Source organism: Pyrinomonadaceae bacterium (assembly GCA_036277115.1).
In the GTDB taxonomy this organism is placed as follows: domain Bacteria; phylum Acidobacteriota; class Blastocatellia; order Pyrinomonadales; family Pyrinomonadaceae; genus UBA11740.
Map to the genome: position 1 here is coordinate 1 of DASUNM010000002.1, position 15,029 is coordinate 15,029.

Annotated in this window: 25 protein-coding genes and 1 pseudogene; all 26 read left to right on the forward strand. The window is 56.8% G+C overall.

Annotation, left to right across the window (positions count from 1 at the left end):
* A partial coding sequence (gene tuf / locus VFX97_00010; GenBank protein ID HEX5701584.1) for an elongation factor Tu occupies positions 1-960 on the forward strand: 960 nt, incomplete at its 5' end.
* A 61-nt stretch (positions 961-1,021) separates the two neighbouring features.
* A complete protein-coding gene (rpsJ, locus tag VFX97_00015; protein ID HEX5701585.1) occupies positions 1,022-1,342 on the forward strand; it encodes a 30S ribosomal protein S10 in 321 nt (106 codons plus the stop codon).
* Positions 1,343-1,391: 49 nt separating this feature from the next.
* Positions 1,392-2,045 (forward strand): 50S ribosomal protein L3, encoded by a 654-nt coding sequence (rplC, locus tag VFX97_00020; GenBank protein HEX5701586.1) that lies wholly within the window; start codon positions 1,392-1,394, stop codon positions 2,043-2,045.
* 37 nt (positions 2,046-2,082) lie between these two features.
* The gene (rplD, locus tag VFX97_00025; GenBank protein ID HEX5701587.1) at positions 2,083-2,811 is read left to right on the forward strand and encodes a 50S ribosomal protein L4; all 729 of its coding nucleotides are present in this window, start codon (positions 2,083-2,085) and stop codon (positions 2,809-2,811) included.
* A 3-nt stretch (positions 2,812-2,814) separates the two neighbouring features.
* On the forward strand, positions 2,815-3,120 hold the full coding sequence (gene rplW / locus VFX97_00030; GenBank protein ID HEX5701588.1) for a 50S ribosomal protein L23: 306 nt from the start codon (positions 2,815-2,817) through the stop codon (positions 3,118-3,120).
* A 39-nt stretch (positions 3,121-3,159) separates the two neighbouring features.
* Entirely contained in the window at positions 3,160-3,990 is an 831-nt protein-coding gene (gene rplB / locus VFX97_00035; GenBank protein ID HEX5701589.1) for a 50S ribosomal protein L2, read from the forward strand.
* Positions 3,991-4,029: 39 nt separating this feature from the next.
* Positions 4,030-4,368, forward strand: a complete 339-nt coding sequence (gene rpsS, locus VFX97_00040; protein ID HEX5701590.1) for a 30S ribosomal protein S19 — start codon at positions 4,030-4,032, stop codon at positions 4,366-4,368.
* A 45-nt stretch (positions 4,369-4,413) separates the two neighbouring features.
* Positions 4,414-5,013: a 50S ribosomal protein L22 gene (gene rplV / locus VFX97_00045; protein HEX5701591.1), complete on the forward strand. Its 600-nt coding sequence runs from the start codon at positions 4,414-4,416 to the stop codon at positions 5,011-5,013.
* Positions 5,014-5,069: 56 nt separating this feature from the next.
* Positions 5,070-5,804 carry a 30S ribosomal protein S3 gene (gene rpsC, locus VFX97_00050; GenBank protein ID HEX5701592.1) on the forward strand — a complete coding sequence of 245 codons (735 nt, stop codon included), beginning with the start codon at positions 5,070-5,072 and terminating at the stop codon, positions 5,802-5,804.
* Between the two features lie 6 nt (positions 5,805-5,810).
* Positions 5,811-6,239 (forward strand): 50S ribosomal protein L16, encoded by a 429-nt coding sequence (gene rplP / locus VFX97_00055; GenBank protein HEX5701593.1) that lies wholly within the window; start codon positions 5,811-5,813, stop codon positions 6,237-6,239.
* Between the two features lie 33 nt (positions 6,240-6,272).
* Positions 6,273-6,485, forward strand: coding sequence for a 50S ribosomal protein L29 (gene rpmC / locus VFX97_00060; GenBank protein ID HEX5701594.1), 213 nt, complete (start codon positions 6,273-6,275; stop codon positions 6,483-6,485).
* A 269-nt stretch (positions 6,486-6,754) separates the two neighbouring features.
* Positions 6,755-6,982, forward strand: coding sequence for a 30S ribosomal protein S17 (rpsQ, locus tag VFX97_00065; protein HEX5701595.1), 228 nt, complete (start codon positions 6,755-6,757; stop codon positions 6,980-6,982).
* 86 nt (positions 6,983-7,068) lie between these two features.
* Positions 7,069-7,437 (forward strand): 50S ribosomal protein L14, encoded by a 369-nt coding sequence (gene rplN / locus VFX97_00070; GenBank protein HEX5701596.1) that lies wholly within the window; start codon positions 7,069-7,071, stop codon positions 7,435-7,437.
* Between the two features lie 43 nt (positions 7,438-7,480).
* Complete coding sequence (gene rplX / locus VFX97_00075; GenBank protein ID HEX5701597.1) at positions 7,481-7,810, forward strand: 50S ribosomal protein L24; 330 nt, start codon at positions 7,481-7,483, stop codon at positions 7,808-7,810.
* Between the two features lie 72 nt (positions 7,811-7,882).
* Entirely contained in the window at positions 7,883-8,425 is a 543-nt protein-coding gene (gene rplE / locus VFX97_00080) for a 50S ribosomal protein L5 (GenBank protein HEX5701598.1), read from the forward strand.
* A gap of 91 nt (positions 8,426-8,516) precedes the next feature.
* A complete protein-coding gene (locus VFX97_00085; GenBank protein HEX5701599.1) occupies positions 8,517-8,702 on the forward strand; it encodes a type Z 30S ribosomal protein S14 in 186 nt (61 codons plus the stop codon).
* A gap of 82 nt (positions 8,703-8,784) precedes the next feature.
* Positions 8,785-9,177, forward strand: coding sequence for a 30S ribosomal protein S8 (rpsH, locus tag VFX97_00090; GenBank protein ID HEX5701600.1), 393 nt, complete (start codon positions 8,785-8,787; stop codon positions 9,175-9,177).
* Between the two features lie 5 nt (positions 9,178-9,182).
* The gene (rplF, locus tag VFX97_00095) at positions 9,183-9,743 is read left to right on the forward strand and encodes a 50S ribosomal protein L6 (GenBank protein HEX5701601.1); all 561 of its coding nucleotides are present in this window, start codon (positions 9,183-9,185) and stop codon (positions 9,741-9,743) included.
* A 38-nt stretch (positions 9,744-9,781) separates the two neighbouring features.
* Positions 9,782-10,135, forward strand: a pseudogene (gene rplR, locus VFX97_00100) (50S ribosomal protein L18).
* 357 nt (positions 10,136-10,492) lie between these two features.
* A complete protein-coding gene (rpsE, locus tag VFX97_00105; GenBank protein ID HEX5701602.1) occupies positions 10,493-10,999 on the forward strand; it encodes a 30S ribosomal protein S5 in 507 nt (168 codons plus the stop codon).
* 32 nt (positions 11,000-11,031) lie between these two features.
* On the forward strand, positions 11,032-11,274 hold the full coding sequence (gene rpmD, locus VFX97_00110) for a 50S ribosomal protein L30 (protein ID HEX5701603.1): 243 nt from the start codon (positions 11,032-11,034) through the stop codon (positions 11,272-11,274).
* 70 nt (positions 11,275-11,344) lie between these two features.
* Positions 11,345-11,800, forward strand: coding sequence for a 50S ribosomal protein L15 (gene rplO / locus VFX97_00115; protein ID HEX5701604.1), 456 nt, complete (start codon positions 11,345-11,347; stop codon positions 11,798-11,800).
* 63 nt (positions 11,801-11,863) lie between these two features.
* A complete protein-coding gene (gene secY / locus VFX97_00120; protein ID HEX5701605.1) occupies positions 11,864-13,276 on the forward strand; it encodes a preprotein translocase subunit SecY in 1,413 nt (470 codons plus the stop codon).
* Positions 13,277-13,285: 9 nt separating this feature from the next.
* On the forward strand, positions 13,286-13,918 hold the full coding sequence (locus tag VFX97_00125; GenBank protein ID HEX5701606.1) for a nucleoside monophosphate kinase: 633 nt from the start codon (positions 13,286-13,288) through the stop codon (positions 13,916-13,918).
* A gap of 14 nt (positions 13,919-13,932) precedes the next feature.
* Positions 13,933-14,718: a type I methionyl aminopeptidase gene (gene map / locus VFX97_00130; GenBank protein ID HEX5701607.1), complete on the forward strand. Its 786-nt coding sequence runs from the start codon at positions 13,933-13,935 to the stop codon at positions 14,716-14,718.
* Positions 14,719-14,803: 85 nt separating this feature from the next.
* Complete coding sequence (gene infA, locus VFX97_00135; GenBank protein HEX5701608.1) at positions 14,804-15,025, forward strand: translation initiation factor IF-1; 222 nt, start codon at positions 14,804-14,806, stop codon at positions 15,023-15,025.
* Positions 15,026-15,029 lie beyond the last annotated feature (4 nt).

Sequence of the window (15,029 nt, forward strand, 5' to 3'; positions counted from 1 at the left end):
CACTACGCGCACGTGGACTGTCCGGGTCACGCCGACTATGTGAAGAACATGATCACCGGCGCGGCGCAGATGGACGGCGCGATTCTGGTGGTGGCCGCGACCGATGGTCCGATGCCGCAGACCCGAGAGCACATCCTGCTCGCGCGCCAGGTAGGGGTGCCGGCAATGGTGGTGGCGCTGAATAAGGTCGATGCGGTTGACGATCCGGAGTTGCTCGAGCTGGTGGAGCTGGAAGTCAGAGAACTGCTCAGCGCTTATGAGTTCCCGGGTGACGACATTCCGGTGGTGAAGGTTTCGGCCTTGAAAGCCCTGGACGGCGACGAGACATGGGAAAAGACGATTATCGAGCTCATGGACGCGGTTGACTCTTATATTCCGACGCCGGCCCGCGACATCGACAAGCCGTTTTTGATGCCGGTGGAAGACATCTTCACGATTCAGGGCCGCGGCACGGTGGCCACGGGAAGAGTTGAGCGCGGCAAGGTGAAAGTGAACGAAGCGGTTGAGATCGTCGGCATCCGGCCCACCACCAAGACGGTGGTGACGGGCGTGGAGATGTTCAAGAAGCTGCTGGATGAAGGCACGGCCGGCGACAACGTTGGGTTGCTGCTGCGTGGGGTGGAAAGAAAAGACATTGAGCGTGGGCAGGTAGTTTCAAAGCCGGGCTCGATAACGCCGCACACGAAGTTCAAGGCGGAAGCATATGTGCTGACAAAGGAAGAAGGCGGACGCCATACCCCGTTCTTCACCGGGTATCGGCCGCAGTTCTACTTCCGGACCACGGACGTGACGGGAGTGGCGCATCTGCCGGAGGGCGTGGAGATGGTGATGCCCGGCGACAACATTCAGATGGACATCGAGTTGATTGCCCCGATCGCCATGGAGAAAGGTCTGCGCTTCGCCATTCGTGAAGGTGGCCGCACCGTCGGCGCCGGCACCGTTGCTGAAGTTGTGGAATAGGTAGGTGCGCACGCCTCTGGCGTGCAGTAACAGAAGCGCGCCGGAGGCGCGCGTACCGAATATGCTGAACGAGAAAATCAGAATCAGGCTCAAGGCCTACGATCATCGCGTGCTGGATCAATCGACGACGGAAATCGTCGAGACTGCGAAGCGCACCGGCGCGCGCGTGGCTGGACCGATTCCTTTGCCGACGGTGAAGAACAAGTGGACGGTGCTCCGTTCGCCCCACGTCGACAAGAAGTCGCGCGAGCAGTTTGAAATCAGAACGCACAAGCGCCTGATGGATATTCTCGACCCAACCCCGCAGACGGTTGATGCGCTGATGAAGCTCGATCTGCCGGCCGGTGTTGATGTTGAGATTAAGGCCTTTGGAAAGAGCTAGAGCATTGGTTCATTGATTCATTTGTTCATTGATCCATTTAAACGAAATGATTAACGGAATCATCGGCAAGAAAATCGGCATGACGCAGATCTTTGCGGCAGATGGCGCGGTCACTCCGGTGACGGTCATTAAGGCCGGGCCGTGCATCGTCGTGCAGAAGAAATCGGCGGGCGGCAAGGACGGTTATGACGCGGTGCAGATCGGTCTGGTTGAGGATCGCCCTGTGAAGCTGAAGAACGTGACCAAGCCAATGCGTGGCCACTTCGAGAAGACTGGCGGCGGCATGCCTCCGACGCGCATTCTCAAAGAGTTTCGGGTCGAAGCTTCGGACGACAGCACGAACGTCGGTGACAAGATTCTGGTCGATCAGTTTGCGGACGGGGACGTGGTGGACGTGGTCGGCAAATCGAAAGGTCGCGGCTTCGCGGGCACGATCAAGCGTCACAACTTCAATCGCGGGCCTGAGTCGCATGGTTCGATGAACGTGCGCGCGCCCGGTTCGATTGGCCAGTCAGCATATCCTTCGCGGGTTATTAAGGGCATGCGATCTTCGGGCCATATGGGCGATGCGCGCATCACGACTAAAGGGTTAACCGTTGCTCGCGTCGATGCTGAAAATAATTTGCTGATGATCCGCGGCGCCGTGCCGGGCGCGAACGGCAGCGTTGTGATCGTTAAGAAAGCCACGAAGGGAAAACGGTAAGCACCCCGCGTCGCGGCGGGTGAAGGAGGGTTCGCATATGCCAACAGTTAAAATTCTCGATCTAACGAGCAAAGAAATCGGCGAGATCGAGTTGAATGACATGGTCTTTGGCGTGCCTCTCAACGAGCCGTTGATTCACGAAGCGGTACGGAGCTATCAGGCGAATCGGCGACAGGGCACGTCCGCGACAAAAACGCGTGGTGATGTCTCGGGCGCCGGCCGCAAACTGTGGAAGCAGAAAGGCACGGGCCGCGCGCGCATCGCCAGCCTGCGTTCGCCGCTTTGGAAAGGCGGCGGTAACGTGCACGGACCGCAACCGCGCGACTGGTCGTACAGCCTGCCGAAGAAGATGCGCAAGCGCGCGATCTGTTCGGCGATCTCTGAACGGTTGCGTGAAGGAAACTTAATTATCGTAAGCGAGTTGAAATTCGATTCCCCCAAGACGCGTGAATTCATCAGCACGCTGGGCAGTCTGAAGTTGGGTGGGAAGACCTTGATCGTTGATTCGCTCAAGAATACGAACCTGATGCTCGCGTCGCGCAATGTGCAGAGCACGAAGGTGGTAAACAGCTACGGCGTGAACATCTACGACATTGTGAATCATCAGAAAGTCGTGCTGACGCCGAAGACGGTGGAAGAGCTGACCGGGATTTTGCAGCCGCGCGCCAAGGACGACGAGGAGCGAGGCTTCCGTCCGCGCGACGTTCAAGATGGCGAAGCGCGACCCGCGCGCAGAATGCCGGGGAACAGAGGAGCGCAAGCGTAAGCAATGCGAACTGTTTGGGACATTATTAAGTCGCCGGTGATTACCGAAAAGGCACTGGTGGCGAAGGAAGAGACGCAGGATCATCGGCAGCTTTTGACGTTCCGCGTCGATCGACGCGCAACCAAGCCTGAGATCAAAAGCGCGGTCGAGACCATCTTTCAGGTGAAGGTCGATGCAGTGCGCACGGCTAATTTCATGGGCAAGATGGCGCGCCGCGGACGCTTCGAAGGCCGCAAGCCTTCCTGGAAGAAAGCTTACGTAACCCTTAAGAAGGGTGAGAAGCCGGTTGACTACGGTGAGGCAATCTAAGAATTCGAATTTCGGAATTCGAATTTCGAAATAGTTGATATGGGGATTAAGAAACTAACACCGACATCGCCGGCGCGCAGGTATCAAACCTACCTGACGCGCGACGAGCTCACGCCTAATGCGGTGCCTGAGAAGGCCCTGCTCGAGCCGAAGAAGCGTATCTCGGGGCGTAACAACGACGGGCGCATCACGGTGCGGCGTCGCGGCGGCGGTCACAAGCGCTTTTATCGCATCATCGATTTCAAGCGCGACAAGGACGGCGTGCCGGGACGCGTGACACAGATTGAATACGATCCGAATCGGTCGTCGAACATCGCGCTCATTACTTATCTTGATGGCGAGAAGCGCTACATCATCGCGCCGGTCGGATTGGAAGTCGGCAAGACGATCGCCAGTGGCGAGGACGCTGACATTCTCCCGGGCAATACTTTGCCGATTCGGAATATTCCGCTGGGTACGCAGATTCACAACATTGAGCTGCGTCCGGGCAAAGGCGGACAGATGGCGCGGGCGGCCGGTTCGTTTGCGCAGCTGCTCGCAAAAGAAGGTTTGTACGCGCAATTGCGCATGCCTTCGGGTGAAGTTCGGCGCGTGCCGGTTGAGTGTCGCGCGACGGTCGGCCAGGTCGGCAACGTCGAGCACGAAAACGTCTCGCTCGGCAAAGCCGGTCGCACCCGCTGGAAGGGAATTCGACCGCACGTACGCGGCGTCGCGATGAATCCGGTCGATCACCCGCACGGCGGTGGTGAAGGAAAAACCTCGGGCGGCCGCAATCCGGTAACGCCCTGGGGGCAGCCGACTCGCGGCTACAAGACGCGTCACAACAAGCGGACTAAGAAAATGATTGTGAGGGATCGGAGAGTCAAATAATTTCGAAATTCGAATTTCGGAATTCGAAATAAAACGCATATGCCACGTTCACTAAAAAAAGGTCCCTGGATCGACAAAGGCGTTCGGAAGATGGTCGAGCGGGTGCGCGCGGGCGGACAACGGCCGCAGGTGATTAAGACCTGGTCGCGTCGCTCGACGATTACGCCCGACATGGTTGGGCTGACGTTCGGCGTGCACAACGGCAAACGACACATTCCGATCTACATCACCGAAAACATGGTCGGGCACAAACTCGGCGAGTTCGCGCCGACGCGCACGTTTAAGGGCCATTCAGGAACCAAGGCCGATAAGGCAGAAAAGACCGCGAAGGTCTCGCCGGCTGGCGGAGGATCAGCACCCGCTGCCCCGGCCGCATAAGACGCATAGGTCGCATGGGACCTATAGGACCTATTTGGTAAAGCAATGGAAGCAAGAGCAAGCGCAAAGTTTCTACGTGGGTCGCCGCAAAAGGCGCGGCTGGTCATCGACATGATCCGCGGCAAGAACGTCAACCAGGCGTTGGCGATCCTGCGTTACTCGAACAAGCGGGCCGCGCTCGGCATTGAGAAGTGCGTCAAGTCGGCAATCGCGAATGCGAACGAAGCGGCTGAGAAGGCAAACATCTCGGTCGATCCGGACGAGCTTTGGCTGAAAGCGGCTTACGTCGATGACGGTCCGACCAAGGGCCGTCGCCGTCTGCGCCCGGCGCCGCAGGGTCGAGCGTTTCGCCAGCAACGCCACTTTTGTCATGTGACGATCCTGCTGACGAGCGATCAGCCCGGCGAAAACGGGAAGAAAGAATCGGGATTGACGCCGAAGGTGAGTAAGAAAGCCAAACGCGGCGGTGCCGCGGCGGCGCCCAGAGCGAAACGCGGGACATCGAAAACGGACACGGCTGAAGCCGCGCCGGAAGTGAGTGAAGCGCCTGAGAAAAAGGCGGCGCCGAAGAAGACAGGCGCCAAGAAGGCGGCGTCAAAGCTGGGCAGTGCACTGAAAAGAAAGAAGAAGACGGACGAAGAGTAGCGAATGCTGAATCTCGAATTTGAGATTCAGGATGCAGATTCGAACGGAGTAATTGAGTGGGCCAAAAAGTTCATCCATACGGTTTTCGCCTTGGCTATAACAAGGACTGGCATTCGCACTGGTTTGCGAAAAAGCAATACGGCGATTTCCTGATCGAAGACCTGCGGTTGAAGCGTGAGCTGAAGCGACGCTTTACCGGCGCCGGCGTGTCGCATGTGGACATCGAACGCGCGGCCAACCGTCTGAAGATCATCATCTACACGTCGCGACCCGGCATCATCATCGGTCGCAAGGGCGCGGAGATCGACAAGCTGAAGGGCGACATCTCTTCGCGCACGGGCCGCGAAGTGCTGGTTTCGATTCAGGAGATTCACAAGCCCGAGCTGAACGCGCAGTTGCAGGCTGAGAAGATTGCGGCGCAGCTCGAAAAGCGAATTGCTTTTCGCCGCGCCATGCGAAAGGCCGTGGAAGAGTCGCTGCGCTTTGGGGCGCAGGGAATCAAAGTCAAAGTCAGTGGCCGTCTGAACGGCGCGGAAATCGCGCGCAGTGAGTGGCACTTGCAGGGCCAGCTTCCCCTGCATACTTTGCGTTCGGATGTTGATTACGGATTTGCTGAAGCGCACACCACGTTCGGCATCATTGGCGTGAAGGTTTGGATTTATCGCGGCCAGATTCTGGATGCGAAGGCGGCGATGGCGCGCGGCACCGGTACGGATCCGATAAACGAAACACCGCGCCCGCGCGAAGGTCGCGCCCGGCCGCGTCCGCGCCGAGAAAGAACCGAGGGATAAGACGCTATGTTGATGCCGAAAAAAGTTAAGCATCGCAAGCAGATGCGCGGCCGGATGAAAGGCGTCGCCCAGCGCGGCAGCATGATCAGCTTCGGCGAGTACGGCCTGAAGACTATGGAAGCGGCCTGGATCACGGACCGCCAGATCGAGGCGGCGCGTATTGCAATGACGCGTCACATCAAACGCGGCGGCAAGATTTGGATTCGCATGTTTCCCGACAAGCCGGTGACCAAGAAGCCGGCCGAAACGCGCATGGGTAAAGGCAAGGGCGCTCCCGAATACTGGGTGGCGGTGGTAAAGCCCGGTCGGATTCTTTACGAAATCGAGGGGGTGGATGAAAAGACCGCGCGCGACGCGATGAAGCTGGCGTCGCAGAAGCTGCCCGTGAAGACGAAGTTTGTCACGCGCGCCGAGCAAGAGGGAGGCGCGATCTGAGATTTCAAATTTGAAATCTGAGATCTCAAAGTTATGAAGAGACGCGAAGAAGTAGATAAGTTACGCGACATGGCTGACGAGGATTTGCAGGCTGAAGCAGCGCGCCTGAAAGAGTCTCTGTTCCGCTTGAATTTCAAGCTGGCGCTGGGCGAAATCGACGCGGTGAAGAAGATGCGCCAGGAAAAGCGGTCGATGGCGCGGCTCCGCACGATTGCGCGCGAGCGCGAGATAAAGGCCGGCAAGTAAGCGCCACAGATTGTTGAGGATAGATGTTCAGACGAAAGAAAAAAGACGAACCGACTGATGCGCCGCAAGGGCCGGAAGTAGCGCCGGAAGCGGCGAGCGAGACGGCTGCAGCCGAGCTGGCAGCAGTTGAGACTCCGGTGGCAGAGAATGCTCCGGCGGAGACTTCGGCGGCGAGCACTGACGAGGCTGCGGCCGGCAACGGTGCGGAATCCGCAGCGGCAGCTAATGGCAAGCCGGCGAAGGGCGGGCGCGGCAATCGAGTTCAGAAGATCGGGACGGTGGCGTCGGACAAGATGCAGAAGACGGTCGTGGTGCGAGTCGATCGCCAGGTGCTGCACCCGAAGTATCGTCGTTACGTCCGGCGCACTTCGAAGTTCATGGCGCATGACGACCTGGGAGCGACGGTCGGCGACCGCGTGCGCATCGTGGAAACGCGGCCACTGTCCGCCAAAAAGCGTTGGCGCGTAATTGAAATCGTTCAGAAGGCAGCCAAGTAGTGAATGGTAAATCGTAAATAGTGAATAGAGCGGTTATCCAGGACATCCATTTACGATTCACGATTAACGATTTACGGGTTTAAATCATGATACAGATGCAGACCTCTCTGGAGGTCGCTGACAATTCGGGAGCACGGCGCGTCGAGATGATCATGGGCATTGGCGGGTCGACCGGCGCAATTGCCAGTCTCGGCGATCGAATCAAGGTCACCGTGAAAGAGGCGACGCCCGACGGTGCCGTGAAAAAAGGCACGGTGCAGGACGCCGTCATCGTGCGCACGCGCAAGGAAGTGCGCCGTCGGGACGGGACTTACATCCGGTTCGATCAGAACGCGGCGGTGCTGATTAAAGAAGACGGAACCCCGATCGGCACGCGCGTATTCGGGCCGGTGGCGCGCGAACTGCGCGACAAAAATTTCATGAAGATTGTTTCGCTGGCGCCGGAAGTGATCTAGTGCGCAATCCCGCTGAACCGGGACCGCGACGAGAGGTAATGAGTTGAAGGGAACTAAACGAGCCAAAATCCGAAAGAACGATCAGGTCGTTGTCATCGCCGGCCGCGATAAGGGCAAGCGTGGCCGCGTGTTGGCCGTGGCGCCGGTGAAAGGCAAGATCAAAGTCGAAAGCATTGGCATGATCAAGCGTCATCAGAAGCCGGCGGGGAATCGTGGGGGCGGCATCATCGACCGTGAGTCATGGCTCGACATGTCGAACGTGCAGATTGTCGATCCGCAATCAGGCAAGCCTTCACGCGTGCGCTATCACATTGACGGCGACACCAAGACGCGAGTGGCAGCCTCGAGCGGTCACCAGATAGAAAGTAAATAGTGAATCGTAAATGGTAAATGGACGAGTTTAGCAAGCGGTCTATTCACAATTCACGATTAACGATTAACGAAAATGGCAGCAAGACTTAAAGAGCGTTATCAGAAGGACGTCGCGCCGGCAATCGCGAAGGAATTTGCGATCAAGAACCCGATGGCTGTTCCGCGGCTCGAGAAAATTGTGCTCAACATGGGCATGGGCGAGGCGATCGCGAACGCGAAGATCCTGGACACCGCCATGGCTGAGCTGACGTCAATCGCGGGCCAGAAGCCGGTGATCACCAAAGCCAAGAAATCGATCGCGAGTTTCAAATTGCGGCAGGGAATGCCGATTGGCGTGATGGTGACGTTGCGCGGCGAACGAATGTACGAGTTCTTCGATCGCCTGGTGTCGGTGGCGCTGCCCCGCGTCAGGGACTTTCGCGGAGTGTCGCCAAAAGCTTTCGATGGACGCGGCAATTACACCATCGGCATTCGCGAGCAGCTCATTTTCCCCGAGATCGATTTCAACAAAGTCGACAAGCTGCGGGGCATGAATATTTCGATTGTGACAACCGCCCGCAATGACGAAGAGGCGCGGGCACTGTTAAAGGCATTGGGAATGCCGTTCAGGGCTTAAATCCAGACGTCAGAAATCAGACGTCAGACGTCAGGCGCAAGCCGAGTTTGATTCTGATATCTGACTTCTGATGTCTGATATCTGAATTGATATGGCAAAAAAATCATTAATCGCGAAAGCTAATCGCAAGCCGAAGTTTGCTGTGCGCGCTTACACGCGTTGCCGCCGTTGCGGCCGGCCGCGGGCTTATTTGCGCAAGTTTCATCTGTGCCGTATTTGCTTTCGCCAGTTGGCGCTCGAGGGACAGATTCCCGGCGTCGTGAAATCGAGTTGGTAGTGAACGGCCAGTAGTCATCGGCAGTAGTCAATAGCAACTGACTACGGACCACGGACAACTGACAAGTTTTTGGAGTTAATGAATGACTGATCCTATTGCCGACATGTTGGCGCGAATTCGAAATGCCGTCGCGGCCAAACACTCGCGTGTCGATGTCCCGGCGTCAAAACTGAAGCTGGAGATTGCGCGCATCCTCAAAGAGGAGGGTTATATCAATAACTTCGTCCTCAAGGGCGAAGGCCCGAAGCGCCTGATCCGGATTTTTCTGCGCTACGACGCGCGCGGCACTTCTTCGATCACGTACCTGCAGCGCGTATCGCGACCGGGCCGCCGGGTGTATGTCCCTTCGCAAAAGATTCCGCGCGTGCTGGGCGGCTATGGCATCAACATCGTTTCGACTTCGCGCGGACTGATGAGCGGTAAGGCCGCGCGCAAAGAAAATATTGGCGGCGAAGTTCTCGCGGAAGTTTATTAATCGTTATGTCTCGTATTGGTAAAAAACCGATTTCGATTCCGAAGGGTGTCACCGTCACGATCAAGGATCGTGAGCTGGAAGTAAAAGGCACGAAAGGCGTTTTAAAGACGCCGATTCCCGAAGGAATTACGTTCAAGCAGGAAGAAGAATCGCTGATCGCTGAGCGCGGTTCGGATCAGATGGCCGCGCTGCATGGCTTGGCCCGCGCGCTCGCGAACAACGCGATCAAAGGCGTGACGGAAGGCTTTTCGCAGCAGATGGACGTGGTCGGCGTCGGTTACAAAGCTGACGTACAGGGAAAGAAGATTGTCTTTTCACTCGGCTACTCGCATCCGATCGAGTTTTCGCTGCCGGAAGGCATTGAAGCTAAAGCTGAGCGTATGACGACCAAAGGAAGCATTCAGCAGTATCAGACCACGCTGACGGTTTCGGGTATCGACAAGCAAAAGCTCGGTCAGGTCTGCGCTGAGATGCACAAGCTGCGCAAGCCTGACGCGTACAAAGGCAAGGGCGTGCGTTACGCGGACGTGCCGTTGAAATTGAAACCCGGCAAGACTGGTAAATAGGATTCAGCGATCTCAGATTTGAGATCTGAAATTCAGTAATGGCTAACAGAAACAGAGCAGAAGTTCGGAACGCGGTGCACAGCCGCATACGGCGCAAGGTTCGTGGTACGACTGAGCGGCCGCGACTGGCTGTCTATCGCAGCTTGAACCACATCTACGCGCAGGTTATCGATGACCAGAAGTCGCAGACGCTGGCCTCGGCTTCAACGACTGAAAAAGGTTTAGGCGTGGCCAAGGGCGGCAACATTGAAGCGGCCAAACGCGTGGGCCAGGCGATTGCCGAGCGCGCGCTGGCGGCGGGAATTGAAAGCGTGGTCTTTGATCGCGGCGGCTATCTGTATCACGGCCGTATCCGGGCGCTGACCGATGCCGCCCGCGCCGCCGGACTCAACAAGAACGAAGTCGTAGAGGCGGAAGCAGCCGAGGCAGAAAAGCCTGAAGCCGCGGAAGCGGAAACTGCTAAGCCCAAGGGCAAGGAGAAAGAACCCAAGGCAAAGAGCAAGAAGGAAGCCACTCCGAAAGACGCGACTGCTGAGGCTGGCGACGGGGAAGCTGCTAAGCCAAAGGCCAAAAAAGAGAAGGCTCCGAAGGAAGACGCTGGCGCCGGTGAAGCCAGTGCCGAGCCCAAGGCGAAGAAGGAGAAAGCTCCGAAAGAAGCCAAAGAGGCCGAAGCCGGTTCATCGCCAGAGAAGGCTGAATCAAATGACGTCGTAGAGAATGGCGACCAGGCTAAAGCGAAAGAAGAGTAAATGAGACAACCGAAACAGAGAATTACGGCGCAGGGTTTGGATCTGAAGGATCAGGTCATCTCGATCAACCGCGTGACCAAGGTTGTGAAGGGTGGCAAGAACCTTTCGTTCGCGGCGCTGGTCGTGGTCGGTGATGAAGGTGGCCACGTTGGTTTTGGCACGGGTAAAGCGCGTGAAGTTCCGCTGGCGATCAAAAAGGCCGTAGAGGCCGCCAAGAAAAACCTGATCCGCGTCCCGCTAATCGAGAACACTCTGCCGCATCAACTGATCGGACGATTTGGCGCTGGCCGAGTCATGATGAAGCCAGCTTCTGAAGGAACGGGCGTAATCGCTGGAGGCGCCGTGCGCGCTGTGATGCAGGCTGCGGGTGTGCACGACGTGCGCACAAAGGTTTTGGGCTCGACAAATCCGCACAACGTCGTGCGGGCGACCTTTGACGGTTTGTTGCGGATGAAGGATCCGTTTGAAGTAGCGCGACTGCGCGGTAAGCAAGTCGAAGAATTATAAGTTTCAAGTTTCAAGTTTAAGGTTTCAAGTTAATGCCACGACACAGACAGAGCGCGGAATCGAAGGCACGGGCTAAGGCCACCAAGAAGGCAGAGTCTGATGCGAAGATCAGGATCCAGTACTATCGCAGCTCCATTGCATGTCCCGGAACGCAGAAAGAAATTGTGCGCAGCCTCGGGCTGACGAAGCTAAACCAAATCGTGGAGCGCCCGGACACGCCGTCCATGCGCGGCGCGGTGGCAAAGGTGCCGCACCTAATAAGAATTATTGAATAGGTCTTGGGTCTTAGGATTTTGGCCTTCGGAAAACCAAAGACCTAAGTCCAAAGACCAAAGATCAAAAGTCATGACATTAAGTCTTAACAATCTACGCCCGGCAAAAGGTTCGACGCACAAGAAGAAGCGTCTCGGTCGCGGTCCCGGCACGGGTTTGGGAAAAACCTCCGGTCGCGGTGAAAAGGGACAGAAGTCGCGCTCCGGCTACTCTTCGAAGACCGGTTTCGAAGGCGGCCAGATGCCGCTGCATCGCCGTTTGCCCAAGCGCGGGTTCACGAACATTTTCAAAAAGAAGTGGCTCGAAGTTAGCTTGGAAGCGCTGGAAAAGAATTTCGGTGCTGATGACGAGATCACGCCGGAAGTCCTTCATAAACGCGGCGTCATCAAGAAGGCGAAACACGACATCGTCGTGCTCGGCACCGGCGAAATTTCAAAGGCACTGAAGGTTTCGGCGCATCGCTTTACGAAGAGCGCGCGCGAAAAGATCGAGAAGGCGGGCGGAACCGCGACGTTGATTGGTGCTTAGTGGCACAGATTTTAATCTGTGACTACAGTTTAGAACGCACAGACTGAAGTCTGTGCCACCCTTATGGAAAAATTCCTAGCTGCCGTTCGCAACATGTTCAGTGTGCCGGATCTGCGCAAGCGGATCTTTTTCACTTTGGGCTTGCTGGCGGTCTATCGCCTGGGCGCCCACATCTCGACGCCCGGCATTAACCGCGAACGTCTGGATCAGGTCTGGCAGGACGTCAGCGGCACGCTGCTGGGGGTGCTGGATCTTTTTTCGGGTGGCAATTTCCGCGTCATTTCAATTTTTGCTCTCGGCGTAACGCCGTACATCACCGCGTCAATCATTCTTCAGTTAATGACGGTCGTCTCTCCGCAGTTGAAGAAGCTGCAGGAAGAAGGCGAGATGGGCCGGCAGAAGATTAACCAGTGGACGCGATATCTGACGGTTGGTCTCGGAGCTTTACAGACCTCGTTTGTCGCGCACTGGCTGCAAATCAATGGCGTCGGCGCGCCGACGTGGGCCTTTATGCTCACCACGGTGCTGACGCTGACGACCGGGACCATCTTCGTGATGTGGCTGGGCGAACAAATTACGGAACGCGGCGTGGGCAATGGCATTTCACTGCTGATCTTCTCGGGTATCGTGATTGGTTTACCGAATGGCGTCCAGCAGGTTATGGGTCGCGTCAGTAGCGGCGACACGCTCGAAATCCTCGGCGTCATCGTGATGGTGGCGGCGATCGTTTTGGTTATCGCCTTTATCGTTTTTGTCGAATCAGCGCGGCGAAAAATTCCCGTCAGCTATGCGAAGCGTCACGTAGGCCGGCAAATGGTAGGTGGGCAGCAAACGACGATGCCGCTAAAGCTCAACATGGGTGGGGTTATTCCGGTAATCTTCGCGTCGTCCGTGTTGTCGATGCCACAGAGTCTGTTCTCGGCTTTGCCGCCCAAGAACCCGGACAATTGGTACGGTAAAATCTTCGCCTTTTTCCAGGTGTTCCATGCGGGCGATCCGTATTACGAATTGATTTTCCTGTCGCTGATTATCTTCTTCACCTTCTTTTACGTTTCGATCGTTTTCAATGTTGAGGAAGTGGCTGACAACCTGCGCAAGCACGGCGGCTTCATGCCGGGCATTCGTCCCGGCCGCGCTACGGCTGAATACCTGAACACGATTCTGACGCGACTGACTGTAGTGGGCGCCGTCTATCTTGCCGCGGTGGCTTTCCTGCCGCAGTTCATGTTGAGTGGATATCGCGTCGGTCGGTTGCCGTTCATTGGCACGTGGCTTGACGCCTTCGTCAGCACGACGCCAGGTTTGGGCTGGATACCGACCGGCATGGGTTATCAGTTTTACTTTGGCGGCACGTCGTTGCTGATTCTTGTGGGCGTCGCGATGGACACCGTCGCCCAGATTGAAGCGCAATTGGTGATGCGTAACTACGAAGGTTTCCTGGGCAGCGGAGGAAGATTGCGCGGTCGCAGGGCATAACCAAACTCCATGTCAAAGATCATCGTCTTAATGGGCGCGCCCGGTGCCGGCAAAGGCACACAGGCGCGCTTGCTGCAAGAGCGGATGAATCTCCCGCAGATTTCGACCGGCGACATGCTGCGAGCCATGGCCGCGGAAGACATCCACTCGACCCAGGCGTCCGGACGATTGATTTCAGATGATGTTGTGATCGACATGGTCCGGAAGCGGACCGCCGGCGAAGATTGCCAGGACGGCTATGTGCTTGACGGCTTTCCGCGCACCACGGTGCAGGCGGAAATGCTCGAAAAGCTCGCCCTCGAACAGGGGAACTCAATTCAGGCAATTTTTGTCGATGTGCCGTACGACGTTTTGCAGCAGCGACTTACGGGCCGGCGCACATGTCCGGTCTGTGGCGAGATTTACAACATCTATTTCAAGCCGCCGCGGGTCGACAATCGATGCGATCTGCATCCGGAGCAGGATTTGACGTTTCGTGCTGATGACGCGCCGGAAAAAATTCGCGTGCGGCTTGAGACATACGAGCGAGAGACAGCGCCGCTCCTGGATTACTACGATCACAGTGGCCGGTTGGTAAGAGTAGACGGCGCGAAGTCGCCCGCGGCTATTTATGAGCAGATCGAACAGGTGATCAAAGCGTAAAGAGGCATTTTGAAGTGATCATCGGCAAGTCGCAAAAAGAGATCGAGAAGATGCGCGCCTCCGGGCAGCTTGTGGGACGCGTGCTGCGCGAATTGCGCAGCATGGCTGCGCCGGGTGTCACCACGATCGAAATCAACGATGCTGCCGACCGGATGATTCGCGACGCCGGGGCGTATCCGACGTTTAAAGGCTACAACGGTTTTCCCTATTCGATTTGCGCGTCGGTCAACGAACAGGTCGTGCACGGCTTCCCTTCAAAGTATGAATTGAAGGAAGGCGACATCTTTTCAATCGATGTGGGGGCCACCCTCGAAGGGTTTGTCGGCGACACCGCGACCACAGTGCCTGTCGGTCAGGTTAGCGATGACCTCTTGAAGCTGATTCGCGTCGCCGAAGAGTCGTTACAATTGGCGATCGACAAGTGTCGCGTGGGCAATCACATCGGTGATATCGGATACGTGGTGCAGCAGCACGCTGAATCGCATGGATACTCGATCGTCCGTGAGTACGTAGGGCACGGGATTGGCCGGCAGATGCATGAGGATCCGCAGATTCCGAACTATGGCAAACCCGGTAAGGGGCCGAAAATCAAGAAGGGTTATGTGTTCGCGGTCGAGCCGATGATCAATATCGGCTCGCAGCACACTAAAACTTTGGCGGATGGCTGGACCGTTGTGACCGTGGATGGGCGCCCCAGCGCGCACGTCGAACACACGATTGCCATTACCGAAGAAGGGCCGGAAGTCCTTACGCTGGTTAAAGAAGAGGTCACTGCGGACTCGCGGACGGTAGCGGCGTAACCAGCGTCGCGGCTTGGCTTTTGCTTGAGCAGCATGCTACTATCCGAAGTTTGCCGATAAAGGCGGAATTGCGCCCCGCGGCTGTATGGCGAAGGAAGAAGCGATAGAGGTCATGGCCAAGGTTTTGGAAACTCTGCCGAATGCCATGTTTCGCGTCGAACTTGAAGACAATCAGCATCAGGTGCTCGCGCACATTTCGGGAAAGATGCGCAAACACTTCATCAGAATTCTTCCCGGTGATCGAGTTTTAGTTGAGTTATCTCCCTACGATCTTAATCGGGGACGCATTACGTATCGTTACAAGTGATCGG

Excerpts from the sequence above, each read along its gene's own strand:
- rplP (HEX5701593.1), top strand. The coding sequence starts at position 5,811 with ATGTTGATGCCGAAAAAAGTTAAGCATCGCAAGCAGATGCGCGGCCGG.
- VFX97_00125 (HEX5701606.1), top strand. The coding sequence starts at position 13,286 with ATGTCAAAGATCATCGTCTTAATGGGCGCGCCCGGTGCCGGCAAAGGC.
- rplV (HEX5701591.1), top strand. The coding sequence starts at position 4,414 with ATGGAAGCAAGAGCAAGCGCAAAGTTTCTACGTGGGTCGCCGCAAAAG.
- rplD (HEX5701587.1), top strand. The coding sequence starts at position 2,083 with ATGCCAACAGTTAAAATTCTCGATCTAACGAGCAAAGAAATCGGCGAG.
- rpsJ (HEX5701585.1), top strand. The coding sequence starts at position 1,022 with ATGCTGAACGAGAAAATCAGAATCAGGCTCAAGGCCTACGATCATCGC.
- rplE (HEX5701598.1), top strand. The coding sequence starts at position 7,883 with ATGGCAGCAAGACTTAAAGAGCGTTATCAGAAGGACGTCGCGCCGGCA.
- rpsE (HEX5701602.1), top strand. The coding sequence starts at position 10,493 with ATGAGACAACCGAAACAGAGAATTACGGCGCAGGGTTTGGATCTGAAG.
- secY (HEX5701605.1), top strand. The coding sequence starts at position 11,864 with ATGGAAAAATTCCTAGCTGCCGTTCGCAACATGTTCAGTGTGCCGGAT.
- rplN (HEX5701596.1), top strand. The coding sequence starts at position 7,069 with ATGATACAGATGCAGACCTCTCTGGAGGTCGCTGACAATTCGGGAGCA.
- rplW (HEX5701588.1), top strand. The coding sequence starts at position 2,815 with ATGCGAACTGTTTGGGACATTATTAAGTCGCCGGTGATTACCGAAAAG.
- infA (HEX5701608.1), top strand. The coding sequence starts at position 14,804 with ATGGCGAAGGAAGAAGCGATAGAGGTCATGGCCAAGGTTTTGGAAACT.
- rpsH (HEX5701600.1), top strand. The coding sequence starts at position 8,785 with ATGACTGATCCTATTGCCGACATGTTGGCGCGAATTCGAAATGCCGTC.
- rplF (HEX5701601.1), top strand. The coding sequence starts at position 9,183 with ATGTCTCGTATTGGTAAAAAACCGATTTCGATTCCGAAGGGTGTCACC.
- rplB (HEX5701589.1), top strand. The coding sequence starts at position 3,160 with ATGGGGATTAAGAAACTAACACCGACATCGCCGGCGCGCAGGTATCAA.
- rpmC (HEX5701594.1), top strand. The coding sequence starts at position 6,273 with ATGAAGAGACGCGAAGAAGTAGATAAGTTACGCGACATGGCTGACGAG.
- rplO (HEX5701604.1), top strand. The coding sequence starts at position 11,345 with ATGACATTAAGTCTTAACAATCTACGCCCGGCAAAAGGTTCGACGCAC.
- rpsS (HEX5701590.1), top strand. The coding sequence starts at position 4,030 with ATGCCACGTTCACTAAAAAAAGGTCCCTGGATCGACAAAGGCGTTCGG.
- rpmD (HEX5701603.1), top strand. The coding sequence starts at position 11,032 with ATGCCACGACACAGACAGAGCGCGGAATCGAAGGCACGGGCTAAGGCC.
- VFX97_00085 (HEX5701599.1), top strand. The coding sequence starts at position 8,517 with ATGGCAAAAAAATCATTAATCGCGAAAGCTAATCGCAAGCCGAAGTTT.